Annotated in this window: 29 protein-coding genes; 4 read left to right on the forward strand and 25 right to left on the reverse strand. The window is 60.2% G+C overall.

The window, feature by feature from the left end:
- Positions 1-23 precede the first annotated feature (23 nt).
- Together ACFPM8_RS12740 and surE are read right to left on the reverse strand one after the other, a co-directional pair.
- Positions 24-884 carry a protein-L-isoaspartate(D-aspartate) O-methyltransferase gene (locus ACFPM8_RS12740; protein WP_378997929.1) on the reverse strand — a complete coding sequence of 287 codons (861 nt, stop codon included), beginning with the start codon at positions 882-884 and terminating at the stop codon, positions 24-26.
- Positions 881-1,618, reverse strand: coding sequence for a 5'/3'-nucleotidase SurE (gene surE / locus ACFPM8_RS12745; RefSeq protein WP_378997930.1), 738 nt, complete (start codon positions 1,616-1,618; stop codon positions 881-883). The genes ACFPM8_RS12740 and surE overlap by 4 nt, the downstream gene beginning before the upstream one ends.
- 307 nt (positions 1,619-1,925) lie before the next feature.
- On the opposite strand from surE, the gene ACFPM8_RS12750 reads away from it, so the two are divergent.
- A complete protein-coding gene (locus ACFPM8_RS12750) occupies positions 1,926-2,432 on the forward strand; it encodes a polyhydroxyalkanoate granule-associated phasin (protein WP_378997931.1) in 507 nt (168 codons plus the stop codon).
- Between the two features lie 2 nt (positions 2,433-2,434).
- On the opposite strand, the gene ACFPM8_RS12755 is transcribed toward ACFPM8_RS12750, so the two are convergent.
- From ACFPM8_RS12755 to ACFPM8_RS12845, 19 genes are read right to left on the reverse strand one after another with little or no spacing between them, the layout of a single operon-like run.
- A complete protein-coding gene (locus tag ACFPM8_RS12755; protein ID WP_378997932.1) occupies positions 2,435-3,142 on the reverse strand; it encodes a 4'-phosphopantetheinyl transferase superfamily protein in 708 nt (235 codons plus the stop codon).
- Between the two features lie 8 nt (positions 3,143-3,150).
- Entirely contained in the window at positions 3,151-4,377 is a 1,227-nt protein-coding gene (locus tag ACFPM8_RS12760) for a beta-ketoacyl-ACP synthase (RefSeq protein WP_378997933.1), read from the reverse strand.
- The gene (locus tag ACFPM8_RS12765; RefSeq protein ID WP_378997934.1) at positions 4,374-5,120 is read right to left on the reverse strand and encodes a 3-ketoacyl-ACP reductase FabG2; all 747 of its coding nucleotides are present in this window, start codon (positions 5,118-5,120) and stop codon (positions 4,374-4,376) included. The genes ACFPM8_RS12760 and ACFPM8_RS12765 overlap by 4 nt, the downstream gene beginning before the upstream one ends.
- The gene (locus tag ACFPM8_RS12770; protein WP_378997935.1) at positions 5,117-5,614 is read right to left on the reverse strand and encodes a hotdog family protein; all 498 of its coding nucleotides are present in this window, start codon (positions 5,612-5,614) and stop codon (positions 5,117-5,119) included. The genes ACFPM8_RS12765 and ACFPM8_RS12770 overlap by 4 nt, the downstream gene beginning before the upstream one ends.
- Positions 5,611-6,786: a beta-ketoacyl-ACP synthase gene (locus tag ACFPM8_RS12775; protein ID WP_378997936.1), complete on the reverse strand. Its 1,176-nt coding sequence runs from the start codon at positions 6,784-6,786 to the stop codon at positions 5,611-5,613. The genes ACFPM8_RS12770 and ACFPM8_RS12775 overlap by 4 nt, the downstream gene beginning before the upstream one ends.
- A 2-nt stretch (positions 6,787-6,788) precedes the next feature.
- Positions 6,789-7,391: a DUF3261 domain-containing protein gene (locus tag ACFPM8_RS12780; protein ID WP_378997937.1), complete on the reverse strand. Its 603-nt coding sequence runs from the start codon at positions 7,389-7,391 to the stop codon at positions 6,789-6,791.
- Positions 7,382-8,614, reverse strand: coding sequence for an NAD(P)/FAD-dependent oxidoreductase (locus ACFPM8_RS12785; protein WP_378997938.1), 1,233 nt, complete (start codon positions 8,612-8,614; stop codon positions 7,382-7,384). Before ACFPM8_RS12785 ends, ACFPM8_RS12780 begins: the two co-directional genes overlap by 10 nt.
- Complete coding sequence (locus ACFPM8_RS12790; protein ID WP_378997939.1) at positions 8,611-10,995, reverse strand: MMPL family transporter; 2,385 nt, start codon at positions 10,993-10,995, stop codon at positions 8,611-8,613. Before ACFPM8_RS12790 ends, ACFPM8_RS12785 begins: the two co-directional genes overlap by 4 nt.
- The gene (locus ACFPM8_RS12795; protein ID WP_378997940.1) at positions 10,988-11,593 is read right to left on the reverse strand and encodes an outer membrane lipoprotein carrier protein LolA; all 606 of its coding nucleotides are present in this window, start codon (positions 11,591-11,593) and stop codon (positions 10,988-10,990) included. Before ACFPM8_RS12795 ends, ACFPM8_RS12790 begins: the two co-directional genes overlap by 8 nt.
- Positions 11,590-12,021: an acyl-CoA thioesterase gene (locus ACFPM8_RS12800; protein WP_378997941.1), complete on the reverse strand. Its 432-nt coding sequence runs from the start codon at positions 12,019-12,021 to the stop codon at positions 11,590-11,592. The genes ACFPM8_RS12795 and ACFPM8_RS12800 overlap by 4 nt, the downstream gene beginning before the upstream one ends.
- Entirely contained in the window at positions 12,014-13,570 is a 1,557-nt protein-coding gene (locus ACFPM8_RS12805; RefSeq protein WP_378997942.1) for an HAL/PAL/TAL family ammonia-lyase, read from the reverse strand. Before ACFPM8_RS12805 ends, ACFPM8_RS12800 begins: the two co-directional genes overlap by 8 nt.
- The gene (locus ACFPM8_RS12810; RefSeq protein WP_378997943.1) at positions 13,557-14,516 is read right to left on the reverse strand and encodes an LpxL/LpxP family acyltransferase; all 960 of its coding nucleotides are present in this window, start codon (positions 14,514-14,516) and stop codon (positions 13,557-13,559) included. The genes ACFPM8_RS12805 and ACFPM8_RS12810 overlap by 14 nt, the downstream gene beginning before the upstream one ends.
- Positions 14,513-15,304 carry a glycosyltransferase family 2 protein gene (locus ACFPM8_RS12815; RefSeq protein WP_378997944.1) on the reverse strand — a complete coding sequence of 264 codons (792 nt, stop codon included), beginning with the start codon at positions 15,302-15,304 and terminating at the stop codon, positions 14,513-14,515. The genes ACFPM8_RS12810 and ACFPM8_RS12815 overlap by 4 nt, the downstream gene beginning before the upstream one ends.
- Complete coding sequence (locus tag ACFPM8_RS12820) at positions 15,297-17,045, reverse strand: ApeI family dehydratase (protein ID WP_378997945.1); 1,749 nt, start codon at positions 17,043-17,045, stop codon at positions 15,297-15,299. The genes ACFPM8_RS12815 and ACFPM8_RS12820 overlap by 8 nt, the downstream gene beginning before the upstream one ends.
- Positions 17,038-17,574: a COG4648 family protein gene (locus tag ACFPM8_RS12825; protein ID WP_378997946.1), complete on the reverse strand. Its 537-nt coding sequence runs from the start codon at positions 17,572-17,574 to the stop codon at positions 17,038-17,040. Before ACFPM8_RS12825 ends, ACFPM8_RS12820 begins: the two co-directional genes overlap by 8 nt.
- Before the next feature lie 38 nt (positions 17,575-17,612).
- Entirely contained in the window at positions 17,613-17,867 is a 255-nt protein-coding gene (locus ACFPM8_RS12830) for an acyl carrier protein (protein ID WP_378997947.1), read from the reverse strand.
- Between the two features lie 25 nt (positions 17,868-17,892).
- A complete protein-coding gene (locus ACFPM8_RS12835) occupies positions 17,893-18,153 on the reverse strand; it encodes a phosphopantetheine-binding protein (protein ID WP_378997948.1) in 261 nt (86 codons plus the stop codon).
- Positions 18,140-18,919, reverse strand: a complete 780-nt coding sequence (locus ACFPM8_RS12840; protein WP_378997949.1) for a lysophospholipid acyltransferase family protein — start codon at positions 18,917-18,919, stop codon at positions 18,140-18,142. The genes ACFPM8_RS12835 and ACFPM8_RS12840 overlap by 14 nt, the downstream gene beginning before the upstream one ends.
- Entirely contained in the window at positions 18,912-19,661 is a 750-nt protein-coding gene (locus ACFPM8_RS12845) for a beta-ketoacyl synthase chain length factor (protein WP_378997950.1), read from the reverse strand. The genes ACFPM8_RS12840 and ACFPM8_RS12845 overlap by 8 nt, the downstream gene beginning before the upstream one ends.
- Positions 19,662-19,979: 318 nt before the next feature.
- Here ACFPM8_RS12845 and galE point away from each other — a divergent pair, with 318 nt between their 5' ends.
- Entirely contained in the window at positions 19,980-21,002 is a 1,023-nt protein-coding gene (gene galE / locus ACFPM8_RS12850; protein ID WP_378997951.1) for a UDP-glucose 4-epimerase GalE, read from the forward strand.
- A 13-nt stretch (positions 21,003-21,015) separates the two neighbouring features.
- Here the strand turns inward: galE and ACFPM8_RS12855 are convergent, their stop codons facing one another.
- On the reverse strand, positions 21,016-21,207 hold the full coding sequence (locus ACFPM8_RS12855; RefSeq protein ID WP_378997952.1) for a DUF1289 domain-containing protein: 192 nt from the start codon (positions 21,205-21,207) through the stop codon (positions 21,016-21,018).
- A 270-nt stretch (positions 21,208-21,477) separates the two neighbouring features.
- Between ACFPM8_RS12855 and ACFPM8_RS12860 the strand changes: the two genes are divergently transcribed.
- Positions 21,478-22,143, forward strand: coding sequence for a TetR/AcrR family transcriptional regulator (locus ACFPM8_RS12860; protein WP_378997953.1), 666 nt, complete (start codon positions 21,478-21,480; stop codon positions 22,141-22,143).
- Positions 22,140-22,721: an LOG family protein gene (locus ACFPM8_RS12865; RefSeq protein ID WP_378997954.1), complete on the forward strand. Its 582-nt coding sequence runs from the start codon at positions 22,140-22,142 to the stop codon at positions 22,719-22,721. The genes ACFPM8_RS12860 and ACFPM8_RS12865 overlap by 4 nt, the downstream gene beginning before the upstream one ends.
- Positions 22,722-22,785: 64 nt before the next feature.
- On the opposite strand, the gene ACFPM8_RS12870 is transcribed toward ACFPM8_RS12865, so the two are convergent.
- From ACFPM8_RS12870 to ACFPM8_RS12880, 3 genes are all read right to left on the reverse strand, one after another.
- Complete coding sequence (locus ACFPM8_RS12870; RefSeq protein ID WP_378997955.1) at positions 22,786-24,021, reverse strand: cystathionine gamma-synthase family protein; 1,236 nt, start codon at positions 24,019-24,021, stop codon at positions 22,786-22,788.
- A gap of 190 nt (positions 24,022-24,211) precedes the next feature.
- A complete protein-coding gene (gene purF / locus ACFPM8_RS12875) occupies positions 24,212-25,729 on the reverse strand; it encodes an amidophosphoribosyltransferase (RefSeq protein ID WP_378997956.1) in 1,518 nt (505 codons plus the stop codon).
- A gap of 52 nt (positions 25,730-25,781) precedes the next feature.
- Positions 25,782-26,270, reverse strand: a complete 489-nt coding sequence (locus ACFPM8_RS12880; RefSeq protein ID WP_378997957.1) for a CvpA family protein — start codon at positions 26,268-26,270, stop codon at positions 25,782-25,784.
- Between the last annotated feature and the right edge of the window lie 52 nt (positions 26,271-26,322).

Raw genomic sequence — 26,322 nt, forward strand, 5'->3', positions numbered from 1 at the left:
CCAAATTCAGCGTTAAGCACTATTTAGGCCGTCCCTGCACGCAACGGCACAAAACGACAATCCTCCAGTGTGGTGCTGGTCCAATCAAATTCACCTACCCGCTGAATGAGTTGCAGTACTTGATGATGAGAACCCACTGGTGCCACCAAGCGACCGCCAATCGTCATTTGGTCCAATAATGCCTGCGGCACTTCAAGGCCGGCTGCAGCCAGAATGATACCGTCGAAAGGCGCAACTTGTGGGAGTCCAAGCATACCATCTCCGTACTGCAAGCGAATATTAGCGATACGCAGCGGCCGCAAGTTGTTTTTTGCAAGTTCATGCAATGCTTTGATGCGCTCTATCGAATACACCTCTTTTGCCAGCAAAGACAGCACCGCCGCCTGATACCCGCAACCGGTGCCGATCTCCAGCACGCGATTCAATACGCCGCCCTGTTGATTGTCGCGCAGGAGTGCGATCATGTGCGCAACGATAAACGGCTGTGAAATAGTCTGATGATGACCGATCGGCAAGGCCGCATCAATGTAAGCCTGGCTCGCCAGCGCCGGCTCCACGAACAAATGACGCGGAACCGCCGCCATCGCCGCCAGCACTTTGGCATCGCGCACACCCAGCATCGCAATCCGGTCCACCATTGCCTTGCGCACCGCATCGGAAATCATGGATGAGCGTTCGACAGCCTTGGCTGCCGGCTCGAAATGCGATGATGCCGATGCTCCGGCAGTCGTTTTCGATGGAGTGATGGGGCGGGAATTTTCCAATGCCGCGTTGCGGGTTGCTGTTTGCGGCGTCGCGACACTACGCGTCGCGCGACCGTTGCTTGATTTCTTATCGACCACCGACGACAACGGCAACGGGAAGCGCTTGGACTTGTCCGTCATGATAAATCTTTCCTCAGTCCGGATAGTTGAACGGCATGCGTCAAGTCGATCTGCAGCGGCGTGATCGACACATGACCATTTGCGGTTGCATGAAAATCCGTGCCCTCGCCGGCGTCACGCGCGGCGCCGGGCGGCCCGACCCAGTAGATATCGCGGCCATGCGGGTCCTTGGTTTTAATCACCGACTCCGACACATGCCGCTTGCCGAGGCGGGTCGCCAGCGTCGGCTTCAACTGCGCGTACGGCAAATTGGGGATATTCACGTTCAGTAAATAAGGCCGCGGCAAATGATCAAAACGGCGCTCGACAATTTCTCGCGCCACCCTGGCCGCCGAGTCCAGTTCGTCCCAACCCTTATTCAACTGTGAAAATGCAATTGCAGGAATACCGAACAAAAAACCTTCGGTAGCCGCCGCCACCGTACCGGAATACAAGGTGTCGTCGCCCATGTTCTGGCCTTGGTTAATCCCGGACACGATCAGATCCGGCCGAAAATCAAGCAAGCCGGTCAAGGCCACATGCACGCAATCGGTGGGCGTGCCATTAATAAAATAAAAGCCGTTCTCCGCACGCTGAACCGATAGCGGGCGATCCAATGTCAGCGAATTGGAAGAACCGGATCGATTGCTGTCGGGCGCCACCACCACGATTTCGGCAATTGGCATCAATGCATTTGCCAGCGCGATGATGCCCGGCGCCAGGTATCCATCGTCGTTACTGATCAGAATTTTCATATTCGAATTTTACCCGATGCAATGTTACCGATTTGTGAAGATTTTGGATTTGTTGCTAGTAGCCAACCGCCATTAGAATGCCTGATACGCAACATTATGCTGCAACGCCGCAAAAAATTTCCAATGATTAAGAAGAAAGAGGTATTGTTAGCGCTAGCGGGGTTCTTGCGATGAGCCAAACGCCTCATGAACTTAGCTCGATTGATGTCACTGCCTGCATTAACTGGATGCGCCACCGCCGCTGTGCCTTTCCTGTCCACGGTGCGCCTTCATTTTCTCACCTATCGCCAGACCAATCAGGAGCACCATGAAATCTTACCAAGCCCGAACAGCCGTCGCCAATAGCCATGCAAACCCGTTGACGCTCTGGAGCGACCTGATCTTCAAAACCGGAGAAATGATGACCGCGTCAGCTCAGGTGATCGGTCATCGCACCGCCCTGATCGCCATGGCCGGCCTCGCTCCCAGCCAGCGCGACCAGCTCGAATTCACGTTGATGGGGCAAGAAAAAATTGAAGCCGCCTCCGAGTCCGCTCACGCAGTGGCGATTCGCATGATGGCTTTGCAGCAAGAACTTGCCACGCTGGTCATCCGCCAAATGCTGTGCAACACTGCCAGCCTGCTGTCGGTCGCCAGCAGCAGCACCCTGCGCCAATCGGGGCGCCGGCAAAACAAGCTGGCGCGCGACACCATCGCCAATTCCGCGCAAGCCGTATCGCAACTCAACGCCTCCCTGGCCGACATCGCCGAGACCGGACTCATACCGATCCATGCGCGCGCAACCGCGAATGCGGAGCGATTAAACAAGCTGTAACGTCAAGCAGACGATCGCATGGCTGCCGACCATGCCGCTGGCGTTTCGCCAGCCAAGCTGGTCAAGCCGATCGAAGCCAGCGGATCAAGACTGCACAAGGAGATGGCGAATTCCGGATGCGGCAACTTTCTGACATGCCAGTCTGGGCCGGACGCCAATTTGACGCCTCCTGCGACCAGTTCGGGCATTGCAGAACTGTTATCGGTATTCGACATTAATTTGTACAAGGCTTCCTTGCCGCTCCACAAATCATAAAATGCCGCAATCCGCGCAGCACCGGCATGACTGGACAGCCAGCTGTTTTCCGCAGCGGAAAAAGCGGCAAGACCAAGGCCGTCGAGATCCCGGCTACCGTCCAGCGCTTCGATATCCAGGCCCAGCGGCGTATCGGCGCTGATCGCGCATGCCACCCAGCCGCGGCTGTGCGACAAGCTGAACCACGGATGGCATGCAGTTGTCCCCGGCAGCACCAGCAGCGGCGCATTATTGCTGCGCTCCACCACCCCCACTTCATCCGGCGCAATCGCCGTCAATCCGGCAACCGCGAACCGCAATAGAACCCGGCCGACCAGGTACTCGCGCTGCCGCACCGGCCGCACAAAGCGCTGGTAACGCCGCACTTCTTCCTGGCTCAGATAAGCCAGAAAAGACGGCAGGCAATGGTCAGGCAGATCATTGCCGTTGACCAGCCAAATGACGGCGGATCGCATAGGCAGACTTACAGCCGCTTGAAAATGAGCGAGGTATTGATCCCGCCAAACGCAAAATTATTCGACATGAAATATTCGCATTGCAAGGTCCTGCCTTGATCGACGATGTAATCGAGGTCGGCGCAGCGCGGGTCCGGCTGGCTCAGATTAATGGTCGGCGCAAACCAGTCGGAACGCATCATCTCGATCCCGACCCATGCCTCCAGCGCACCACAAGCACCTAGCGTGTGACCGGTATAACTCTTGAGCGAGCTGATCGGCGTCTGCCGGCCGAACACGCTGGCGGTGGCATGCGACTCGGCGATGTCGCCCTGCTCGGTGCCGGTGCCGTGGGCGTTGATGTAGCCGATTGCCGATGGCGGCAAGGCGGCATCGGCCAAGGCCAGATCCATCGCGATTTTCATCGTGTCCGCATTCGGATGCGTGACGTGGCAACCGTCGCTATTGGTGCCGAAACCGACGATCTCGGCATACATTTTGGCGCCGCGTGCCTGTGCATGTTCGAGATCTTCCAGGATCAAAGTCCCGGCCCCTTCGCCGATCACCAAACCGTCGCGGCCGCTATCGAACGGACTTGGCGTCAACGCCGGAGCATCATTACGCACGCTGGTGGCGAACAGCGTGTCGAATACCGCCGCTTCGGTCGCGCACAATTCCTCGGCGCCGCCGGCGATCATCACGGTTTGACGGCCGCTGCGAATCGCCTCGTAAGCGTAGCCGATGCCCTGGCTGCCGGAGGTGCAGGCGCTGGAAGTGGTAATCACCCTTCCGGTGATGCCGAAAAACACGCCGATATTGACCGGCGAAGTGTGCGCCATCATCTTGATATACGTGGTGGCGTTGATGCCTCGGGTGCTGCGTTCTTCCATCATTTTGCCGAAGTCGCCGATCGCCTTCGGGGTTCCGGCCGATGAGCCGTAGGCGATGCCGCAATTGCCGCTTTTCAGCACCGGATCGTCGATCAGGCCGGCGTCGATCAAGGCCAGTTCGCTGGCACGGGTTGCCATCAACGCCACCCGCCCCATGCTGCGCGTGGTCTTGCGGTTATAACGCTCCGACAACGTAAACGCCGCCGCGGGCGCGCCCAGTTGCGTGTTCAAGCCTTCGTAATCGGCCCACTCGTGCATCCGCACCACCGCATTGCGATAGCTCCCGAGGTGCGCGCGAATGCTGTCCCAATCATTGCCGATCGGACTGATGCCGGCCATGCCGGTCACGACCACTCTGCGCGTCATGCCATGCCTCCATTGACCGAAATCACCTGGCGCGTGATATACGCCGCATCAGCGCCCATCAGGAAAGCCACCGTGGCCGCCACCTCCTCCGGCTTGCCGACCCGGCGCGCAGGAATCAGCTTGAGCGCTTCTTCCAGCGGCACGTCGTCGATCATGTCGGTTTCGATCAAGCCGGGCGCCACGCAGTTAACCGTGATATTCCGTTTGGCCAGTTCGATCGCCAGCGCCTTGGTGGCGCCGATGATGCCGGCCTTGGCGGCGCTGTAATTGACCTGGCCGCGATTGCCGATCAGGCCCGAGACCGAGGCCAGGGTCACGATGCGCCCCGCCGCGCGGCGCTGCACCAGCGGCATGATCAAGGGATTGAGCACATTGTAAAAACCGTCCAGGTTGGTCTTCAATACCAGGTCCCAATCCTCGCCCGACATCGCCGGGAACGCGTTATCGCGCGCCACGCCGGCATTGCAGACCACGCCGTAATAGCAACCGTGCTGCGCGATATCCGCCAGCAGGATTTCTGCGCAGGCCTCGCGCTCGCCGATATCGAATTGCAAGACCCGTGCTTGCCGGCCCATCTCGCGGATGGTCTGCGCCACCTCGTCAGCCGCCGCCCGCTGGCGATGGCAATGCAGGACCAGGTCGTAACCGTCGCGCGCCAGCCGCAACGCAATGGCCTTGCCGATCCCGCGGCTGGAGCCGGTGACCAGCACCGTCTTTTCAATGTTATTCAGTCCCAACGTCATTCAGCACTTCCTTCAAGAAAAACCGTCACATCGGCCGGTTGAAACACGGTAATGGTGGCGCTCGCCAGTTGCGTCTGGCCGTCGGCGATATGACACTCAAACGATCCAATCCCGTTGTCGGCCTGCAGTACCCGTTGCACATGCACTTGCAGCACGCTCCCCGGCGCGAAATAAGAACAGCGCGCATCGTAGCGTCGGGTACCCAGCAGGAACCCCACCTTTACCGCGTCGCCGCGCAGCTGCGCGGCATGTCCAGCATAAGCCGCGATCGCCTGCGCCATGTACTCGACACCGACCCAGGCGCCGACCCCAAACTCGCCGCAGAACAGGCTATCCTGTCGAATCGTGACCTCCGCACACAAGCTTTCCGGCCCCACCGCGAGCAAGCGGTCCAGCAACACCATGACGCCGGAATGCGGCAGCAGGCCGCGAATTGCGGGCAATTCGTCTGGCAGCCGCTCGTCCATCCGTTTATTGGAATGCAAGGCCATCATTCACGCCCCAGTATCAAGGTCGCGTTGGCGCCGCCAAACGCAAATGAATTGCTCAAGGCCCAGCGCACCGGATGGCCGAGCCGGGCGCCGGCCGGCAACAGATTGAGCGCCGGCAGCGCGGAGTCGACCACGCCATCCCATAGATGCGGCGGCAGGCAGCCGGCGCGATTGTCGTCCTGCATCGCCAGCCAGCACAGCCCCGCCTCGACCGCGCCCGCCGCACCCAGAGTGTGTCCGGTGAAAGGCTTGGTGGAACTGACCGCAACCTGATTGCCGAACTGGCTGGCAATGACGGCGCTTTCCATCGCGTCGTTTTGCACGGTGGCGGTGCCATGCAGATTGATATAGTCGATTTGGGACGCAGCGATACCGGCGCGCGATAAAGCCTGCTCAATCGCGATCCGGGCGCCGCCGCCTGCCGGGTCCGGGGCCGAGATGTGATAGCCGTCGCAGGATTCGCCCCAGCCGCGCAAGGCCACCGTGGCCGGTTCGGCGCTCATCAAAAACAGGGCCGCGCCCTCGCCGATATTGATGCCGTTGCGATTGGCGCTGAACGGATTGCAGCGTGCAGCGCTGACCGACTCCAGCGCGCCGAAACCGGCCACGGTAAACGCGCACAAAGAGTCGACGCCGCCGGTCAGCACGACATCGCACACGCCCATCCGGATCAGCCTGGCGGCACTCGCCATGGCCTTGGCGCTGGAGGCGCAAGCGCTGGATTGCACATAGGCCGGCCCGGTAATGCCCAGCACGCTGGCCAGCATGGATGCCGGCGAACCCATTTCCTGCTGCGCATAAGTGAACTGCGATGGAAATTTTCCGTCGGCGGCGCGCTGCCTGCACGCAGCTTCGGTCTCGGCGATACCGGAAGTGCTGGTGCCGAGCACGATGGCAATCCGATCCGCGCCATAACGCTCGATGGCGGCATCGACCGCCGGCCGAATCGCTGCCAGCGCCGCCAAGGCCAGCTGATTATTGCGGCTGCGATGGATCAGCGGCAGCGCTTCGACGCTCGGCAAGACCGTGTCGACGCAACCCAAAGACAACTGCCGGCCGCTCGAATAACGCTCCGTCAGCGCGACCCCGCTGTGGCCGTCGAACAGACGGCCGGCGATCTCGGCGTGGTTATCGCCGAGCGCGCAAATCATGCCGAGTTGATTGAGATAAAGCATATTTACGGTGCGGAAGTGGTCGCAGAAGTCGGTGAGCCGCTGGCATCGTTCACCGATTCAATCGTCAAGCGGTAGTGATAACGCAGATTGTCCAGCTCGACCTTGCCGCCCCAGCGCGAGGCGCTGCTGTAGTTGATCACCATTACCGGCGCATCGTCCAGCAGCAAGGTGCGACGCAAGCCTTGCTGTTCGATTTTCCAGCCGGCCGGCAAGGCTTGCCGAATCGCTTCCAGCGGCCACAGTGTCAGTTGCGTATCCTCCAGCACATCCTCCGCCCGTACCTGGGACGGCAACATCGGATGGCGCCAGGACTGCAAGGTCTGGCCATCGAATTGCAAGGTCAGCACCCGTTGGCCGAAAGCCAGCCCGACCATGGTGAATTGCTTGGCGTCGATTTCCAGCGCGGCATCGAGCTGATCGGTGCGGCCGTTGCGTTCCACGGTCAAATGCTGTTGCAGGCTGATGTTGGCGCCCAAGGTGGCCGGCGCCAGTTTCAAGCCCAGCCGGGCCGCCGGCGGCGCCGCCGGTGTGCCGGCGCAAGCTGCCAGCAGCATCGCGCACAATGCGGCAAACAGCCGGCGTTGAACGATTGCAGTTACGCGCATACTTCCTCCAGTGCCTTCAGGCGGCGCTTGCTTTCGCGCACATAGGGATTGCTTTCATCCCATGCATAACCGGCCAGGATCGCGGCAATCATGCGCTTGATTTCCGGCTGCTGCTGTTCATGGAAGATGACTTTCTGGAAGCCGCCGGCGTACCACGACTCGACAAAGGTGCGGAAAGTATCGACGCCTTTCTTCAACGGCACCGCGTACTCATGCTCCCAGTCCACGGCTATCCCGGCGAAATGCCGTTGCAGGACCGCGGCAGCCATGCTGGCGGACTTCATCGCAATCGTGACCCCCGACGAAAATACCGGATCCAGGAATTCGCCGGCATTGCCGAGCAAGGCATAGCCTTTGCCCCACAAGGACTTGACGTTGGCCGAGTAGCCGACAATCTGCCGTGCAGGCGTATCCCAGCGCGCATGCTGCAGCAGCTGGCGCAGCGAAGGATCCTGCATCACCAAGGCTTGCAGGCGTTCGCTCTCGCTGCCTTGGTATTTTTCCAGGAAAGAGGTTTCCGCCACCACCCCGATCGAACAACGGCCGGCGGCAAACGGAATCAGCCAGTACCAGACATCGCAATGCTCAGGATGGACCGTGACCCGAATCTTGTTGCGGTCGAAATCGGGGGCGGCGATCCCATCTTCGATGTGGGTGAAAATCGCGCCCCGCACCGGGAAGTTGGATGGCGTTTCCAGCTGCAGCAGGCGCGGCAATACCCGGCCAAAACCGCTGGCGTCCAGAATGAATCCCGCTTCCACCACATAGTCCGAACCATCCGCATGGCGCACCGTGGCTCGCGGCTTGACGCCGTCCAGATCGACCGCGCTCACGCTGTGCTGAAAGCGCACCTCGGCGCCCTGGCGCGCCGCCTCGGTCGCCAATAGCTGATCGAAGCGCGCGCGCTGGACTTGATAAGTCGTGCCCCAGCCGGCCGAATGCTTATCGCGAAAATCGAAGTCGGTATAGCGCTCGCCGCGCACGAACGCGGCGCCATTCTTGAACTGGAAACCAGCTTCCACCACGGTCTGCAGCATGCCCGCCTGTTGCAGATATTCCATGCTCTGCGGCAGCAGGCTTTCGCCTATGCTGAAGCGCGGGAACAGCTCGCGTTCCAGCACCAGCACCTGCCGCCCCTGTTGCCGCAGCAAAGCCGCCGCCACCGATCCAGCCGGACCGGCGCCGATCACCAATACATCGCACTGCTCAACTCTTGCGTTCATCTTTTCGTTCCCTGTAAATCCTGACTAAAACAAGGAGCGATCAACCAAACGATCGCTATCCCAATCAACATCGTCAATCCAAACGCATGCAGCGGCGGCGTACCGGACAGCGCCAGCAGCCCGAACGACAGCAAGGCGCTGAGCGCCGACAAGCCTACCGTCAACCAGGCGAAACGATCGCGCCGGTCGCTTTGCTCCTGCAAGAAAATACCGTAATCGACACCCAGCCCGAGAATCAGCATCAAGGCCAGCACATGGAACAATTGCAGCGGCTGTCCGATCAGCCCGAGCACCGCTAAGGTGGCGCTGCTGGCCAACGCGGGCGGCGCCACCACGCGCCACGCGGCGCTGCGATAACGGGCACATAGCAACAGGTAGATCGCCGCATACGCGCCCAGCAAGACCCAGCCCATATATTGCCGATAGTGACCCAGCACCGACGATATCTCGCTAACCTTGTCGACCCACTGCACGCCGTCCAGTCCGGCTGCGGCCTGCTTCAATAACGGCAGGTCGGCGTAATTATTCACGCCACGCAGCGCCACGATGCTGGCGTAGGTGCTGCCGTGCGCAGCTGCCACCTGGCCCAACCACAGATGGCGCGACGGCTCGCTCGCCGCGGTCTTCAGGAAATCGGCCGGGGTCAGCGCCGCGTCCACGGTGGAAGCACGCTCGCGCATTTTCCGCACCCAGTTGTCATCCTCGCCAAGCTGGGCCGCCAGCATTTTCAGCGGACCTTCCGCGCCCAACAGCGCCTGCGTCACCAGGGCACGGTTCGCGGCCTGACTGCGCGCCGACGGTGTCCAGTTGGACATCGCCTGATAGCCGCTGATGACGTGTTTGGCGACCAGCGGTTCCAGCCGCTGCTGCAACGCTTCTTCGCGCTGCAATACCAGCTCCGCCGTATCGCCGCGCACCAGGTAAAACTGCACCGGGGTCGGCGCATCGAGCAATTTCCCGAGCTTGATCTGATCGTCCAGCAAAGCCTTCGGCGGCGTCTGCAGCGAGCGGATATCGTCGTTCACCTGCAGCCGCAGCATGCCGGCGATCACCAATGCGCCAAACAGGATTGCCGCTCCCAAGGTCGCGCGATTCATGCGCAGCAAGGGCCAGTGACGGCGGCTGGCGCCGTACCAATCGGCAAACCGCGAGTGCTTCAAGGTCGCCGGTCCCAGCAGCGCCGGAAACCAGAAAATCACGGTCAGCCACGCAAACAGCAAACCCAGCACCGAAAATATCGCCATCTGCCGCAAGCCGGGAAACGGTGTCAGCGCCAAGCCGATATAACCGATCACGGCGGCGGTCAAGGTCAGCAATAAACCGGGCAGCAGACGGCGCAGCAATTGCCGCGATGTCAGCGACGGGTCTGCTCCCAGCCGGCTGCACAAGAAATAAATGCCGTAGTCCTGCGCCACGCCGATCAGGCTGGCGCCGAACACCAGGGTCAGCAAATGCACCCGGCCGAAGATCAGCCAGCACACTGAAAATGCGCCGAGACAGCCGATCCCTATCGACAACATGATCAATGCGATCGGCCGCAATGAACCGAAGCTCAACCACATCAGCAGCACGATGCCGAGCAGCGAACCGACGCCGATGGTCGACATTTCACGGCTGGCCTGGGCGCTGGCGGCGCCGGCATGCAACACCACCCCGGCGCTGATCAGCTCGACGCTGGGCACGGCCTGCTTGGCAGCCTGCCCGGCTTGCGTCAGCAGCGGCAGCACCGCCTGCTGGGTCGCCATCGAAAACACCGGCTGCCGCAAGGTCATCAACAGCATTGCATACGAGCGACCGTTGGCCTCGACGAACAAATGACCGTCGCGCGGCCGCACCGGGGTTTCCCGCGCCCGGGCCTGGACCCAACCGCTGAACAAGCCAAACGGGTCGTCTTGCCATGCCCCCAATTTAGGCCCGGAAAACGGGCTGTACAGTTGTTGCAAAGCGGTGTCGACCCAATACTTGGGCGGCTGTTCGCGCAAGGCTTTTTGCTGCTCCGGGGTCAACAGATTTGATTTCAAGCGCTGCGATGGCGCCAGCCAGTCGCGCTGGCTTTGCTCGGACATTTGCGCACCGATTTGCAGCAGGTCGGAATGCTGCGCCATGACCCCGCTGTACGCATCGGCGGCTTGCCGGGCATGTTGCCAGTCATCGGCGCCGACCAGCACGATCAAGCGTTGCTGGGCGGAGTCGACCATGTGCGTGAACGCCTGCTGCAACACCGGATCGCGCTGCTCGACCGGCAGCAAGGCCAGGATGTCGGTATCCGGCACCACGCCCTTGCCCAGCCACAGATAGGCGTTGTGCGCCAACAGCAGGCCAACCGCCAGCGCCCAGATCAGCGCCAGGCGTTTGGGCCAATTGTTGAACCACTTATTCAAGCAAGGCCCCTTCTTCGGCGCTCATCGCGCCGGCGCCGCTCTGCAACGCGGAGAAGCTGATCTCGGTCTTGTCGCCGCTGGCCTCGCTGATGGTCACGCTTTTGACGTAAGCGCCGCCGGTCAATGCCAGCGTCCCGATCGCCTTGGCCAGCGCCGGCTCGCGCGCGGTCAGCGCCACTTTCCAGCTATTGCCCTGGACGCTGCCATCCAGTTCGAACAAGGTTTGCAATTGGCTCAGATCGCCGGCCAGCAATGAAAACAACACGCTGTTGATCATCCGCACCACCGGTTCCTGCTTGGAATCCATCCGCATCGCCACCTTGTCGCCCTGCATTTGCACGATTTCATCGCGCTTCAGGCGCAAGGTATTGGGGAATGGCTGCAAGGTGCTCCACAGCACGCCCTTGCCTTTCACTACACAAAAACGGCCGTTGGATTGCAACGGTTTCTTGATCCCGACCAGCTGCTTGCTTTGATCGAAGCGACCGCACAGTACCGGCGGTTTGGCCAGCATCGCCTGGATTTTTTCGACCGGGGCGGCGGCTTGCGAGGACAGAGAGAAGAAGGCGAAAAGACTGGCTGCAAATAAGCGTTTCATTCTGTGGCGATTCCTAATTTTTGAAATAACACGGGCGGCGAGGCGAAGCACATTTCGCGCGTCGCCATGTGAACCGCGACTTGGGTCGTGCTGCCGCGGGTCAAACGCTGGCCGCTGGCGCTGTCGACTACCAGGTAGTCGATCTTGAGCCGGTTTTCCCATTCGACGATGCTGGCGCTGACGGTGATGCGTTGGCCGAATTTGGCCGGGTGGGCGTAGCGCAGGTGCAGGTCGATCACCGGCCAGGCGTAACCGGAAGCCTGCATCTCCTCATAGTTGTAGTCGATAGAATCGAACAGCGCGCAACGCGCCACTTCCAGGTATTTGACGTAATTGCCGTGCCAGACGATCTCCATCGGATCGAGATCGTAAAACTGCACCTGCAGCTCGACTTGCGCCGACCAGCGGCTGGGTGATTTTTTATTCATACAGTTGCCAATGTTTGACGCGAATCCGATCCAGCAGCAAACGCAGATCAGGCTCCAGCATGCGGTCTTCCTGGACCACCGCGATATCCGCAGCCAGCGCGTCCATCATCGCTTGCAACTGCTGCTGCGGCTGAGCCGCTGGGTCCACCTTGCAACGCAGCCAGACGCCCTGCCGCACGCTGATCAACAACGCCGCCACCACTTGCTCGGTCAGTTGCAGCACGCGCAGACAATCGCGGGCGGCAATCGTGCCCATGCTGACCTTGTCCTGGTTGTGGCATTCAGTGGAACGGGAAAACACCGATGCCGGCATGGTCAATTTCAGCGCTTCGGCAGTCCAGGCCGAGGCGCTGATTTGCAAGGCTTTCAGACCGTGGTTGATGCTGGCGCGCGGCCCTTCGACTCCCGACAGATTGGCCGGCAAGCCGTGGTTGTAACGGCTGTCGACCAGCAAGGCCATCTGCCGGTCCAGCAAGTCGGCGACATTGGCCACCGCGTTTTTCATGCTATCCATGGCGAAGGCGATATGGCCGCCGTAGAAATGGCCGCCATGCAGCACGCGCTCATTTTCGGCATCGATAATCGGGTTGTCGTTGGCGCTGTTCAATTCGTTTTCGATCGACTGCCGCATCCACGGCAAGGCATCGGCCAGCACCCCGATCACATGCGGCGCGCAGCGGATCGAGTAGCGGTCCTGCAAGCGCTTCTCATTGCGCGGCGCATCGTGCGCAGGCAAATCCGTACGCAACCAGGCCGCCACCTGCTGCTGGCCCGCGTGCGGTTTGACGGAAAACAAGGTGGCGTCGAAGTGGTGCGCATTGCCGTCCAGCGCAAAGCTGGACAGCGCCGTGATCCTGGTCGCGATCCGCATCAGGTATTCAGCGCGGTCATAGGCCAGACAGGCCAGCGCAGTCATCGCGGCGGTGCCGTTCATGATCGCCAAACCTTCTTTCGGCCGCAGCCGCAACGGCGTGATGCCGGCGTCTGCCAACGCTTGCGCGGCCGGCACTTTGACGCCATCGCGCCAGACTTCGCGCTCGCCGCACAGCACCGCGGCCAGATAAGACAACGGTGTCAAATCGCCGCTGGCGCCGACCGATCCTTCCGATGGAATCAAGGGCAGCAAATCGGCTTGCAACAATCGTGCGATTTGCTCCAGCAAGCCGACGCTGACGCCGGAATAACCCTTGCTCAGCGACGCCAGACGCACCGCCATGATGGCGCGGGTCTGCGCCGGACTGAACAATTCGCCCAGGCCGCAACCGTGATAGGTGTACAGATGGTGCGGCAAGTCCGGCACCAGTTCCATCGGCACATTGACCGTGCAGGAATCGCCGTAACCGGTGGTGACGCCGTAGATGGTGCCGTCCTCGCGCAGCAGGCGACCCAGAAAATCGGCGCCGCGCGTGATCGCGGCCCGGAACGCGGGCGCGTCCGACAGCGCGACCTGGGCCGAGGCGGTGGCGATATCGACGACATCTTCAATCGTCAAGCGGCCCTGGTCGAAGGTGACGGTACGGAGAGGGTTTTTCAGGTCAGCGGGGTGCATCGTCATATCCAGATAAACGCCAGAAATCATAAAAATTGAACCATTGCAGCGGCGCCCGCAGGCAGAAATGTTCCAGCCGCGCGGCGTAAGCAGCGGCCAGTTCATCCAATACCTGATCGCGATTCTTGCGCGGCAAACGAATGGATTCTTGAAACAGCTCGAAATGGCATTCGGAACGAGCACCGACAGTCAGCGAGAACATCAGGTAAACCGGACACTGCATCACGCTCGCCAGCACATAAGGACCGACCGGGAACGGTGCCCGCTCACCTAAAAAGTCGGCATGTGCCACCCGTGGATTGGGCGAGACCGGGATGCGGTCGCCGGCGATGGCGACGAACTCGCCGCGCGCCACTTTTTCCGCCAACAGCATGGCCGTGACGGCGTTCATCTCGGTCACTTGCATCAGGTTCAGCTGGCTATGCGGATCGAGTTGCGCCAGCAGCCGGTTAAACGCCTGGGCGTGTTTGGTATGCACCAGCACCGTGATGCGCAAGCCGCTGCACTGCCTTGACAGCACCCGGCACAATTCGAGATTGCCGAGGTGGGCGCAGATCAGCAGCCCGCCGCGTTGCGCCTGGATATTCTCCAGCATGTGTTCCTGACCGCTATGGATCACATCCTGGGTCTTGAACAAGCCGCCCCACAACAGCATTTTGTCGAGGATGCTTTCGGCAAAGGAGGCGAAATGCTGGAACACGCCGAGCAGGCCGGAGCGAATCCGGTGCGAGTTATCGGCATGGATGAAGGCGCTCAGCCGGCGCAAATAGCCGCTCGAAGCCTGCCGTGCGCTGGGCTGGCTGATCAGATACCAGCCCAGCACCGGGTATAGGGCCAGCCGGAACGGCCAGCGTCCTGCGATCCGGTACAACCAGAACAACAGCCGCATGCCGGCCACGAAGCTGGCTTCGTTGATCTGCGCCCAATGCCGATGTGGTGCACTCATCGCACACTCCGGCGGCCGAAGATTTTGCGCGCCAACAAGCTCGGCGCGCGCCACAGCATGCCGAAGAACAAGACCGTGTGCATGCGTGAAATCAGCACGTTGTCGAGCACCGCGCGGAAATGCGAAACGCCGTCGCTCGGATAGCCGACCCGGGTCGGCAGGTTGACGATCTGCATGCCGTCCCAATGCAGGCGCACCAGCACTTCGGTATCGAAATCCATGCGCCGCCCCAATTCCTTGCGCTGCATCAGCGCCATCAATGGCGGCAACGGATAGACCCGGAAACCGCACATCGAATCCTTGATATCCAGCGACAGCGTGTTGATCCAGACCCAGACGTGGGTCAGGTAGCGCGCATAGAAACGCAGCGGCGGCACGCTCTCGTCATACTGCGGACAGCCGGTAATCAAGGCCTGCGGCCGGGAGGCGGCCTGTTGCAGGAAACGGGGAATGTCGTCGGTGCAATGCTGGCCGTCGGCGTCGATCTGCAAGGCATGCGTATAACCCGCTGCGGCGGCATGCCGCATGCCGGTCAGCACCGCCCCACCCTTGCCCTGGTTGACGGCATGCCGCAGCACGATGACCTGTGCCGGCATCGCTGCGGCTAGCGCATCCAGCACCGCCGCGCATTCGTCCGAACTGGCGTCGTCGACCAGCACGCAGGGCAGTTGGTGAGCCAGCACTGCCGCCACCACCGCGCCGACTGCGTGTTCGTGGTTGTAGACCGGGATCACCGCACAAGGGGTAAATGCGGGGTTAAATGCCGCTTTGAATTCTGGCTTAAGCATCCGCAGCTCCAAACATGACGCGGCCGCTGGCGTGTTGACCGGCAGCCGATGCGAGCCGGAATGTCAGCCAGGATTTTGCTACATCGTGCTGCAATTCCAGTTGCACCACCATGCCGGGCTGGATCACGCGCTGGAATTTGAGCGCATGCATGCCCAGGAATCGCGGCGGCAACGCAAAATAGGCGCGGCCATAAGCAATCGCCCAGTCGGTCTGCACCACGCCTGGCAAAATCGGCGCGCCGTCAAAATGGCCGTTGAAATACAGTAGCTCGGGCGGCACGCTCAATTCCAGCACAACGCATGCTTGATCCTGTTCCAGCAAGCGGGTGTTGGGCTTGGTGATCGGCGTCGCCGCCGGCACCGGATTTGGGTCCAGCAAGGCGAGCAAATCGGCGTGCGTGGTCTTGCCTTGCGCATTCAGCGGCAGCGCTTCCAGGTAACGCCAGCTGCGCGGCAGCGCAATCCGCTCCACCGCATGCGCCATGCTTTCGCGCAGCAGCCGGTTCAGGGCCAGCTTGCCGTCTTCCGCCAGTATCTTGCGACCGGCTGCGGACGGCACCACGAAGGCGGCGATCCTCTGCCGTTGCGTTTGATGCCCATCCAGCATCAGCACCCGCGCCTCCGCCACCTGCGGAGCGGCTTTCAATTGGCGCTCGATCGCATCCAGCGAAATACGTTTTTCCTCGACTTTGACAATCCGATCGGCCCGCCCCTTTAACAAGAAGCGCTGCTGATCGACCGCCTGCGCCTGATCCGCCAGCGCGAACCAGTCGGCGTCCGGCAGGTGCGGCGAACGGATTTCGAGCACGCCGGCGTCAGCCGCAACCCGCCACGCAATCGACGGCATCGCTTGCCAGCTTTCATCGGTCCCGGCCTGCCGCTGACGCCAGGCGACGCCGCCGGTTTCGGAGCTGCCATACACTTCGATCGGCACCTGCCCCAACAAGCGCCCTGCTTGCTGCGCTACCTCAGTCGGCAGCGGGCCGCCGGATGAAAATACGGCGCGCAGCAAAGCTGGCGGGAATGACTCGGGAATCCGCTTCAGATGGGCCGGGCTGGAAATCAATACGGCAGGACGCGCATCCAGTTGCGGCAGCAATTCCTCCATGAATGCCAGGTGCCGCGCATGCATCGCGCGGCCTGCGGTCAACGGCCACAACACCTTGAACAGCAAGCCGTAAATATGCTGGTGCGAAACGGTGGCCACGATCTTGGCCGCGCCGATCCGCTCGCCGAACAGCTGTTCCAGCGTCGCGACTTCGGTCGCCAATTGCGACAGGCGCTTGGGCACCGCTTGCGGCTGGCCGGTGCTGCCGGAGGTATAAATCACCAGACCGGGAAAGTCCGGCGTCAGCGTTTTGAACTGATGTACTGCAGGGTATGCGCCGCTGCCCGCGGCCGCCATCGTCAGCGGCGCGTACTCTGCCGGAAATTCGCCCAGATAGCCGTCCACCTCGGCCCGCAAATTGGCGCAGGTCGCAGGCAGCACATCGCCAGGCAAATAGATTGTTTTATCCGCTTGCCAGGCACCGAACAAGGCGCACGCAAAATCCGCGCTATCGCTCAAGTGCAAGGCAAAACGTGATCCCGGCTGCTGCGACAACAAGCGCCGCCAAGCATCGGCCTGAGCCAGAAAGTAAGAGAAGTCGAGCGCCCGGCCGTCGCGCCAGGCAAACGGCCGCGCCTGATCGGCATGCGATGCCGCACTCAACAAGGTCAACATATTGCGGGGATCAGCCATGTTGCGGCTCCGCAGCTGCTTGACGATGGCGCCGCTTGACCAGGATTCTGACCGCGTATTCGCCGGCAAACAGCAGCCCCATCGCGACATAAGCGATCACGCCGGTGTACAACGACCACACTGCGGGCGAGGCCCAGCAAGCAGTCGCCAGCGCCAGCAGGCCGTTGATCAAAAAGAAGCCGCACCAGACTTGCGTCACGCGCCGGGTATAGGCGATGGCGTAGTCCGGCAAGGATGGATCGGTCAGTCGCGCCAGCCGTTCAATCGCCGATGGCGGTGCATACAGGCTATAGCCGAACACGGCCAGCATGCCGGCATTCACCAGCACCGGGTACAGCTTCAACGGCAGCATGGCATTGTTCCAGATCGCGACGGCGGCCAGCAGCAAGGCGCCGGCCAGCCACCAGCGGCTGGTCTTATTCAGTTTGAGGGTCGGCAAACGGGTGGCCGCCGCTAGCACCAGCAACAAGGCCAGCAGACGCGGTTCGACCCGCCCGTGACCCAGCCAGATCGCGAGCGGATAAAACAAGGTGACCAGGACCGTCAGGACAGTAGGTAGCAGACGCTTTATTTTGCATCCTCCGCCAGCAATGCGACCAGCGCATCGACCACGTCCTGCACCGTGCGCACCGCTTTGAACACATCGGGCTGCAAACGCTTGCCGGTCAGCTGCTTGAGCTTCACCACCAAATCGACGGCATCGATGCTATCGATATCGAGATCGGTATACAGGTTGGCTTGCGGCGTGATGTCGGTGCGGTCGATCTCGAACATTTCATGCAACACATCCACTAACCACAGATAAATTTCTTGCTTGCTCATTGAGGCCGTCAAAGTCATCTCAGTCTCACTTCTTTCTGTTGGCGGCAATCATCGCGGCCAGCGCGCGTACCGAGGCAAAATGTTGACGCGTCTCCGCCGAGTCCGCGGACAATGAGATGCCGTAACGCTTCTGGATCGCCACGCCCAGTTCCAGCGCATCGATCGAGTCCAGCCCCAGGCCTTCGACAAACAATGGCGCATCGGTGACGATGTCGGCGGGGGTAATGTCTTCCAATTGCAGGACATCGATGATGACCTGCTTCACTTCTTCTTCAAGCTGCTGCATCGGGTTGACCTTCTTTCCTAAAATAATCTTGTAAATGGGCGGTTAAATGCCTTGCCGCCAAGGCCTCGCCATCGGCTCTCGCCAGGAAGGCCTGCACTTCGATATCCTCTTTGACTTCGATACTGAAGCGCGCCGCGACCGGCGGCACCTGCCACCATTTGCCGCCCTTGCCCAGGGTCGGCGGCGAGCAGCGGATCAGCACCGGCGTCACGTTGGACCGGCTGCGCACCGCAATATTGGCGGCGCCGCGCTTGAGACTGACCACGCCGTCGGCCGGGGTACGCGTGCCTTCCGGGAACACGATCAGATTGCCGCCCTGCTGCAAGGAAGCAACGCAATCCTCGACCAGCCCGGTGCCATGGTCGTTGCTGATGTAGCCGGCGGCGCGCACCGGCCCGCCCGTAAACGGGTTTTGCCACAGCCGGCTCTTGACGATGCAATCGGCGCGTTTGACGAAAGCCATCAGGAACACCGTGTCGATCAGGGTCGGATGATTGGCCAGGATCAACAGCCCCTGCCGCTCCAGTCGCTCCAGCCCGCGGATTTCGTAGTGCAACACGCCGAGGCCGCGCATCAATCCAACGAAAGCGCGAAACGCCAGACGGATCACATGGCGCGCGATCAGCACGCGCCGCCGACGCTCCCAAACCATCAGATTAAGCAAGGGAAAGACCGAGATGCGCAATAGCAGACCGCCAACGCCAAACACAAAAAAACTGAAGCCTGTCGCCAGGATTCGCCAATAACGGCCCAAGCGCTTAAGCATGGTGCTGCCAATGCCAGCGGCGGTGCTCGACCACCCGGACCAATTCGGGATCGTTCCTCAGTTGAAAAGCCAATACTTCCAGCCCCGCCGGTTGCCGCGGCACCGCAGCCGGATCGCCGTCGCAGCGCTCCCATGTCAGCGAGATCGCTCCCGCTTGCGGCGGATTCCCTGCCGGCACCATTAGCCAGGCCCAGGCAAAAGGCTGATCGTCGCAATCCTGGTACTCCTGGAACACCTCGGGTAAAAGACCGTCGTAGACCACCAGCAAGACCTCCGGCGCGCCATCCGCCAGCAAGCCGCAGGCTTCAATCACCGCATGCTCGACACCGCTATGACTTGCCGACAAAGCGGCATGGCTGACCTGATCGCGGCGCGCAATCGACAGCAAACCGGCGGCCGCATTGTGGACCGACAAGCTGAAGGAGGTTGGGGATAACGGCGATTCCTGGACCAGATCCGACAATAACTCGACCGAGCGCGCGCACTCGCCGTGGCGCGAACAAAATACGGTCGGCACACCGCTGCGGCCATCCAGGCAACGATAAGCGACTTCCAGCGCCATCTTGCCTATGAAACCGGCGCGACGGCGCAACATGGCCGGCATGGCGGCGACCTTGGGCTCGGCGCTGCCGACGATGGCGAACGGACTGTGCGCCCACGCCTGCCAGGCAGCCTCCGTTTCCAGCCCCGGCGCCCATGCCGCATGCGATGCGATTGAAAACCTTACCCCTCTGAAACTCATTTCACCATTCTCCAACATCCCTTGAATCGATTTCATGACGATCAGCAAACAATTCAGGGAGTTGAGCCGACTGTTCTCTTAACATTCGCGCGGCATTATAAGCTATATGACCATGCAAAATACCGCCTCGCGCGACTATAAGTGCCTCTGCCCCGTATTTAAAATAGAACACTAAATCCTTGCCGGGCGATTTACCAAGCTGCCTTACAACTCCTAACGCCCAATTAGTTTCCAGGCGGAACCTTACAGTAGAATTCGGCCTTGCAATTCCACAAGGAAAGTGCAAAACCTATCCATTTCAACAAAAAAGTAGTCACATTGGCAAACAAAACAATTCTGGTGACTGGCGCTGCCGGTTACATAGGCTCGCATATCTGCGTTGAATTACTGGCGGCAAAGTATTGCGTCATTGCCATCGACAACCTGGCCAATGGCTCCAGCGCAGCAATCAGGCGGGCGCAACAGTGCGGCCAGGGCGAAATCCGGTTTTACCCTATGGACATACGCGATCGCCCGGCATTGGATAGCCTGCTGCAAACGCATCCGGTTGATGCGGCGATTCATTGCGCCGGACTCAAAATCATGAGCGAATCGGTGACGCAGCCGCTGCGCTACTTCGAGAACAACGTCTCCGGCAGCGCTACCTTGCTGCAAGCCCTGGAAAGAAGCGGCGTCAGGAACTTCGTTTTCAGCTCGTCCGCCGCGGTCTATGGCGCGCCAGCCAGCGTGCCGATTCCCGAGTCGGCGCCCGTGTCGGCAAACAATCCCTACAGCCGCTCCAAATTGACGGTGGAACAGTTATTGGCCGACTTGCACGATGCCGATCCGCGCTGGGCGATTGGGGTGTTGCGCTACTTCAACCCAGCCGGCGCGCACCCAAGCGGACTGCTTGGCGACTCGCCGCGCGGCATGGCAAGCAATCTGATGCCCGCGATGGCAAGGGTGGCGCTGGGGCAGCAGCCTATGCTGTCGATCTTCGGCGACGATTATCCGACCATTGATGGCACCGGCGTGCGCGATTACATTCACGTGGCGGATGTCGCCAGCGCCCATGTCGCCGCGCTGGATCACTTGTTTGGCGCCGGAAGCGGCTTCACGCTCAATCTCGGCACCGGCCGCGGCTATAGCGTGCTTGAAATGATCAAAACGTTCGAGCTGGCCTGCGCCCGCACTATCCCTTACCGGATCGAGCCGCGCCGCAGCAGCGATAGCGCAGCCTGCTATGCGGATCCGGCGCAGGCGCTGGCACTGCTGGGTTGGCAAGCGCGCAAGGGCTTGGCCGACATGTGCGCCGATCACTGGCGCTGGCATACACAAAATCCCGATGGTTACGCTGAGTGAGGCTTGAGGCCTGTCACCCCTGCCGACGCGGATAGCCCTCGGCGGTGATGCGCACCCACACCACGTTTCTTTCTTCTTCGCTCATGGAAACCCAATGCGCGACTTCGTAGACCGTGCGGCCGCAGCCGCGGCAGACATCGTCGAACGTGGTGGAACAGACTGCGACACAGGGGGTGTCCGGGCGTGGCGGGGGCGACTCTGACATGCTTACCTTTGAAGGGGGAATAGCGATGGCGAATGCGAGCAGCATTGCCGTGAAGTCTGCCATTCTATAACAGCCGCCGGCACGGGACGATTACCGCCGGTGCCGGCGACGCAGTTTTCGGCGCTGCGGTTACATCAAGCGCTGCGAAGCAATATACAATCCTGACTTAACAAATTTAGCCATTTTGTGAAATTCGACATTGCGGACTGCTGTGCAGAAACCGCTAAATGGTCTGAATAAATGGCCTGAATCTTAGAAAGAAAATAAGTCATGGAGCAGAAGGCGCCACGTCGTACCCGCGAAAAAATCATGGCCTTGTCGCTGCGGCTCTTCAATGAGTTCGGCGAACCCAATATCACCACCACCATCATCGCCGACGAGATGAAAATCTCGCCGGGCAACCTGTATTACCACTTCCGCAACAAGGACGACATCGTCAATTCGATTTTCGTCACGTTCGAGGAAGAAATCAGCCGCATGCTGGCTTTGCCGCAGGGGCAGCGGCCGACCATGCAGGACGTCTGGCACTATCTGCACCTGATGTTCCAGTTGATCTGGCGTTATCGCTTTTTCTACCGCGACCTGAACGACCTGCTATCGCGCAACCGTACGCTGGAACTGCACTTCAAGGAAATCTTCGGCCACAAGATAACGGTCGTCAAAGAACTGTGTCAGGGCTTGCACGAAGATAAGGCCTTGCAGGCCAGCCCGGCTGAAATCGACGCGCTGTCGACCAATATGGTGGTGGTCGCCAGCTATTGGCTGTCGTATCAATACGTGCTGAATCCGCGCCAATACACCGAACAGGCAGTGGTCGAACATGCGCTGGCAAGCGGCTGCTATCAGGTGTTGTCGCTGATGCACCCATATCTGCGCGGCGAGACCTTGTCGCATTTCGAGCAATTATCGGCAAAGTATTTACAGAAAAGCGAATGAAATCCCTTTGCATCTATTGCGGTTCGTCGCCGGGCGCTTCGCCGGTGTACGCGCAAGCCGCGCGCGCACTTGCGCAAGCGATGGTCGACGACAATATCGCGCTGGTCTATGGCGGCGGCAACGTCGGCCTGATGGGCATCATCGCCGATGAAGTGTTGCGGCTGGGCGGTCAAGTGACCGGCGTTATTCCCCAGGCGCTACTGGAAAAAGAACTCGGCCATGCCGGCCTGACGCGCCTGCATATCGTCAAGGACATGCACGAGCGCAAGGCGATGATGGCGGACTTGTCGGATGGCTTTATCGCGATGCCGGGCGGCATAGGAACGCTGGAAGAATTGTTTGAGGTGTTTACCTGGGCTCAGTTGGGCTTTCACCAGAAGCCGATTGGCTTGCTCAATGTCGACGGCTTTTATGACGGCTTGATTCAATTCATTCAGCACATGGTGTCGCAGCGCTTCCTGAAAGACGAGCAAGCCGGCTTGCTGATGCATGAACCGCAGGCTGAGGAATTGCTGCAAAGGTTCAGGTCGTTCGTACCGAGTCAGGTACCGAAATGGCTGGATAGGGATACGATTTAGCTCACCGAAGCAGGCAAAGGGAGCATCGCTCCCTATTTTTATTTATGCGACCGGCTACGCCGGATCAAGCATCCAGTGCCTGCTTGAAATCAGCCAGCAAATCCGCCGTATCCTCGATCCCGACCGAGACCCGGATCAATGAATCCGCAATGCCCATCGCCGCGCGGCGTTCGGCGCCCATTTCGTAAAAAATGGTATGCGCGACCGGAATCACCAAGGTCCGGGTATCGCCCAGATTGCTGGTGGAAATCGCCAGTTTCAAGCGGTTCAGATAATCGAAACAGTCGGTACCCGGTTTCAATTCAAAACTGAACAGGTAGCTGTAAGCGCGGAACAACTCCGTCGCCAGCGCATGCTGCGGATGGGATTTCAACCCAGGGTAGTAAACGGCGGCAATCCGCGGATCGGCCTCCAGCATTTGCGCCAGCGCGAGTGCGTTGCTGCTGCTGCGCTCCATGCGCAGCGCCATGGTCTCGGCGCCGATCGCGATATGATGCGCGGCTTCCGGCCCGAGCGCCGCGCCAAAATCGCGCAGACTTTTGGCGCGCACCTGCGCCATGCCCCATTGCACCTGCGGAAAACGCTTGTAGGTGTCGATGATGTTGGGAAAACGGCTCCAGTCGTACAAGCCGGTATCGGTCAGCGCGCCGCCCAAGGCATCGCCATGACCGCCGATCGACTTGGTCAGTGAATTGATCACCAGACCGGCGCCGACCGACTTCGGCCGGAACAAGTAAGGGGACGTCATCGTGTTATCGACCACGAACAAAATGCCACGCTCGCGGCACAGTTCTCCGATCCGTTTCAGGTCGGCGATCTGGGTCCGTGGATTGGCGATGGTTTCGACGAACACGAGACGAGTCGCGGGTGTCAGCGCCGCTTCCACCTGGGCGACATCGGTGGCGTCGACCATAGCCACCTGGGTGCCTTGAGCGGTGACGGTTTGCCACAAGCTATTGGTGTTGCCGAACAAAAAAGCCGACGACACCACGTGATCGCCTTCGCGCAACAAGCCCTGCACCAGCGCACCGATGGCGGCCATGCCGGTGGCGAAGCAAATGGTGGCGTAACCATCTTCCATCTTGGTGATTTGATCTTCCAGCGCCGATACCGTCGGATTGCCCTGGCGGCCATAACGGTATCCAGGCTGTTTGCCCTGGAATACCTCCGCCAGCTGGCGTGCATCGCTGTAGGCAAACGTGACCGAGGTGTGAACCGGTTTATGCAGCGAACCGTGCTCTATCGTTTTTTGACGGTCACTGTGCAGGATGGTGGTGGTGAAGCCGTATTTGTCGGTCATTTTCTTGATTACTTCGGAGTTTTTCCTAATCGGTTGGCAGGGCGAATAATTCGGCATGCTGCGGTGACCTTTAAATTCTTCCCCGAATATTTTTCGTTGCAATTTACCCGTCTTATCTGATCAGTTGGGGACAGAGTAATTCGCCGCAGGATCAGACCAGGCGGCTCGTAAACTCTGTCCCGCAATTGTTTTAATCGACTTGCGTCAGACTGAGATTCAACTGCGAACGCACAGCATCGTCGCTTTCAGGCTTCGGATTATTGCGTGCGAACTCGATGCGGTCGAGGTAGTCGCGCGAAATGTCGCCGGTGATGTAATTGCCGTCGAAACAGGATGCTTCGAAATTTTTCAGCATCGGATTGACATCCGAAATCGAGCGTTTCAGCGCGTCGATGTCCTGGTACACCAAGGCGTCGGCAGTAATTTCACGGCACACTTCTTCATCGGTACGGCCGTAGGCGATCAGCTCGCCACGGGTCGGCATGTCGATGCCGTAGACGTTCGGGAATTTCACCGGCGGCGCGGCCGATGCAAAGATCACGCGCTTGGCGCCGGAGTCGCGCGCCATCTGCACGATCTCGCGGCTGGTGGTGCCGCGCACGATCGAATCGTCGACCAGCAGCACGGTCTTGCCCTTGAACTCGGAGCCGATCGCGTTCAATTTCTGGCGTACCGATTTCTTGCGGATCGCTTGCCCGGGCATCAGGAAGGTGCGGCCGATGTAGCGGTTCTTGATGAAGCCTTCGCGATATTCGAGATTCAGCTTAAGCGCCAGTTGAATCGCGGCAGGACGCGAGGAGTCCGGGATCGGCATCACGACGTCGATATCGCCGTGGGAAAATTCGCGCTTGATCTTGTCGGCCAGGTACTCGCCCATTTTCAGGCGCGTCGCGTACACCGAGGCGCCGTCGATGATCGAATCCGGGCGGGCCAGATACACGAACTCGAACGCGCATGGATTCAGGCTCGGGTTCTCGGCGCATTGGCGGTTATACAGCTTGCCGTCAATGTCGATGAAGATCGCTTCGCCCGGCATCACATCGCGCAGGAAGCGGAAGCCCAGGCCTTCGAGCGCGACCGATTCGCTAGCGATGACGTATTCGGTGCCTTTGTCGGTTTCATTGGCGCCTATGCACAGCGGCCGAATCCCGAACGGGTCGCGGAATGCCAGTAGGCCATGGCCGGCAATCTGCGCCACCACCGCATACGATCCGCGTACCCGCTTGTGGACCATGGCGACCGCCTTGAACAAGGCATCGGGATCGAGCGAATAGCCGATCGTGGCTTGCTGAACTTCATGCGCCAGCACGTTCAGCAGGACTTCCGTGTCGGAGTCGGTGTTGATGTGCCGGCGATCGTTCTTGAACATCTCGATCTTGAGCTGTTCGGCGTTGGTGAGGTTGCCGTTGTGCGCCAGGATGATGCCGAACGGGGCATTGACGTAAAACGGTTGCGCCTCTTCCGCGCTGGCGGTGCCGGCGGTTGGATAGCGCACTTGGCCGATACCGTAATTGCCGGGTAACGAGCGCATGTTGCGGGTCCGGAAAACGTCGCGCACCAAGCCGTTGGCCTTGTGCATGAAAAATCCGTTGCCGTGGTTGGTTGCGATGCCCGCTGCGTCCTGGCCGCGATGTTGCAACAGCAACAAGGCGTCATAGATCAGTTGATTGGCGGGGTTTTGGGATGCGATGCCGACTATGCCACACATGGTGGACTCCTAAACAAAAAACAATTTAAAGACGTCCTACTATTCAAACAAATCAAAACTGCACTCGGCGCGCAAATTCGCCGGGCAAAAACGGTTTGACGCTGCGCGCCGCGGCTTCCGCCTGCGGGCTCAGCATGGCATCGCGCCAGAAAGGCTGCTGCGGGATGGCGGTTGTGCCGCACACCAATACCACCGCCAGCACGATCACCACGCCACGCGCCAGGCCGAACAAGCCGCCGAGACCGCGATCCGCAAGCCCAAGGCCGGTCGCCTTGACCAAGGCATCGACTGTCATGCTCAGCAACATCATCAATAATCGTACGCCGACAAATAGGGCCAGGCAGGCGACGATCAGCCGCGTCACATTGCCCGGAATGACCTCGGGCAGCAACTTCGCCAGACTTTCACCATAGGCGTTAGCCACCAGCAGCGCAACGACCCAGCTCGCCAATGACAGGATTTCCTTGAGCAAGCCGCGCAAAATGCCGATCAGGATCGAGCAGAGCAGCACGAACAACACCAGGTAATCGAAAATTGTCACTGTGCCTCTGGGTCTATCGCAGTGTCTTTACTTGCACCGAACACGGTCCGCA

This window comes from Paraherbaspirillum soli (genome assembly GCF_042654985.1).
Lineage (GTDB): Bacteria > Pseudomonadota > Gammaproteobacteria > Burkholderiales > Burkholderiaceae_D > Paraherbaspirillum > Paraherbaspirillum soli.

Coding starts and splice junctions, on each gene's coding strand:
- ACFPM8_RS12740 (WP_378997929.1), bottom strand. CDS start 884: ATGACGGACAAGTCCAAGCGCTTCCCGTTGCCGTTGTCGTCGGTGGTC.
- surE (WP_378997930.1), bottom strand. CDS start 1,618: ATGAAAATTCTGATCAGTAACGACGATGGATACCTGGCGCCGGGCATC.
- ACFPM8_RS12750 (WP_378997931.1), top strand. CDS start 1,926: ATGAAATCTTACCAAGCCCGAACAGCCGTCGCCAATAGCCATGCAAAC.
- ACFPM8_RS12755 (WP_378997932.1), bottom strand. CDS start 3,142: ATGCGATCCGCCGTCATTTGGCTGGTCAACGGCAATGATCTGCCTGAC.
- ACFPM8_RS12760 (WP_378997933.1), bottom strand. CDS start 4,377: ATGACGCGCAGAGTGGTCGTGACCGGCATGGCCGGCATCAGTCCGATC.
- ACFPM8_RS12765 (WP_378997934.1), bottom strand. CDS start 5,120: ATGACGTTGGGACTGAATAACATTGAAAAGACGGTGCTGGTCACCGGC.
- ACFPM8_RS12770 (WP_378997935.1), bottom strand. CDS start 5,614: ATGATGGCCTTGCATTCCAATAAACGGATGGACGAGCGGCTGCCAGAC.
- ACFPM8_RS12775 (WP_378997936.1), bottom strand. CDS start 6,786: ATGCTTTATCTCAATCAACTCGGCATGATTTGCGCGCTCGGCGATAAC.
- ACFPM8_RS12780 (WP_378997937.1), bottom strand. CDS start 7,391: ATGCGCGTAACTGCAATCGTTCAACGCCGGCTGTTTGCCGCATTGTGC.
- ACFPM8_RS12785 (WP_378997938.1), bottom strand. CDS start 8,614: ATGAACGCAAGAGTTGAGCAGTGCGATGTATTGGTGATCGGCGCCGGT.
- ACFPM8_RS12795 (WP_378997940.1), bottom strand. CDS start 11,593: ATGAAACGCTTATTTGCAGCCAGTCTTTTCGCCTTCTTCTCTCTGTCC.
- ACFPM8_RS12800 (WP_378997941.1), bottom strand. CDS start 12,021: ATGAATAAAAAATCACCCAGCCGCTGGTCGGCGCAAGTCGAGCTGCAG.
- ACFPM8_RS12805 (WP_378997942.1), bottom strand. CDS start 13,570: ATGCACCCCGCTGACCTGAAAAACCCTCTCCGTACCGTCACCTTCGAC.
- ACFPM8_RS12810 (WP_378997943.1), bottom strand. CDS start 14,516: ATGAGTGCACCACATCGGCATTGGGCGCAGATCAACGAAGCCAGCTTC.
- ACFPM8_RS12815 (WP_378997944.1), bottom strand. CDS start 15,304: ATGCTTAAGCCAGAATTCAAAGCGGCATTTAACCCCGCATTTACCCCT.
- ACFPM8_RS12820 (WP_378997945.1), bottom strand. CDS start 17,045: ATGGCTGATCCCCGCAATATGTTGACCTTGTTGAGTGCGGCATCGCAT.
- ACFPM8_RS12830 (WP_378997947.1), bottom strand. CDS start 17,867: ATGAGCAAGCAAGAAATTTATCTGTGGTTAGTGGATGTGTTGCATGAA.
- ACFPM8_RS12835 (WP_378997948.1), bottom strand. CDS start 18,153: ATGCAGCAGCTTGAAGAAGAAGTGAAGCAGGTCATCATCGATGTCCTG.
- ACFPM8_RS12840 (WP_378997949.1), bottom strand. CDS start 18,919: ATGCTTAAGCGCTTGGGCCGTTATTGGCGAATCCTGGCGACAGGCTTC.
- ACFPM8_RS12845 (WP_378997950.1), bottom strand. CDS start 19,661: ATGAGTTTCAGAGGGGTAAGGTTTTCAATCGCATCGCATGCGGCATGG.
- ACFPM8_RS12855 (WP_378997952.1), bottom strand. CDS start 21,207: ATGTCAGAGTCGCCCCCGCCACGCCCGGACACCCCCTGTGTCGCAGTC.
- ACFPM8_RS12860 (WP_378997953.1), top strand. CDS start 21,478: ATGGAGCAGAAGGCGCCACGTCGTACCCGCGAAAAAATCATGGCCTTG.
- ACFPM8_RS12865 (WP_378997954.1), top strand. CDS start 22,140: ATGAAATCCCTTTGCATCTATTGCGGTTCGTCGCCGGGCGCTTCGCCG.
- ACFPM8_RS12870 (WP_378997955.1), bottom strand. CDS start 24,021: ATGACCGACAAATACGGCTTCACCACCACCATCCTGCACAGTGACCGT.
- purF (WP_378997956.1), bottom strand. CDS start 25,729: ATGTGTGGCATAGTCGGCATCGCATCCCAAAACCCCGCCAATCAACTG.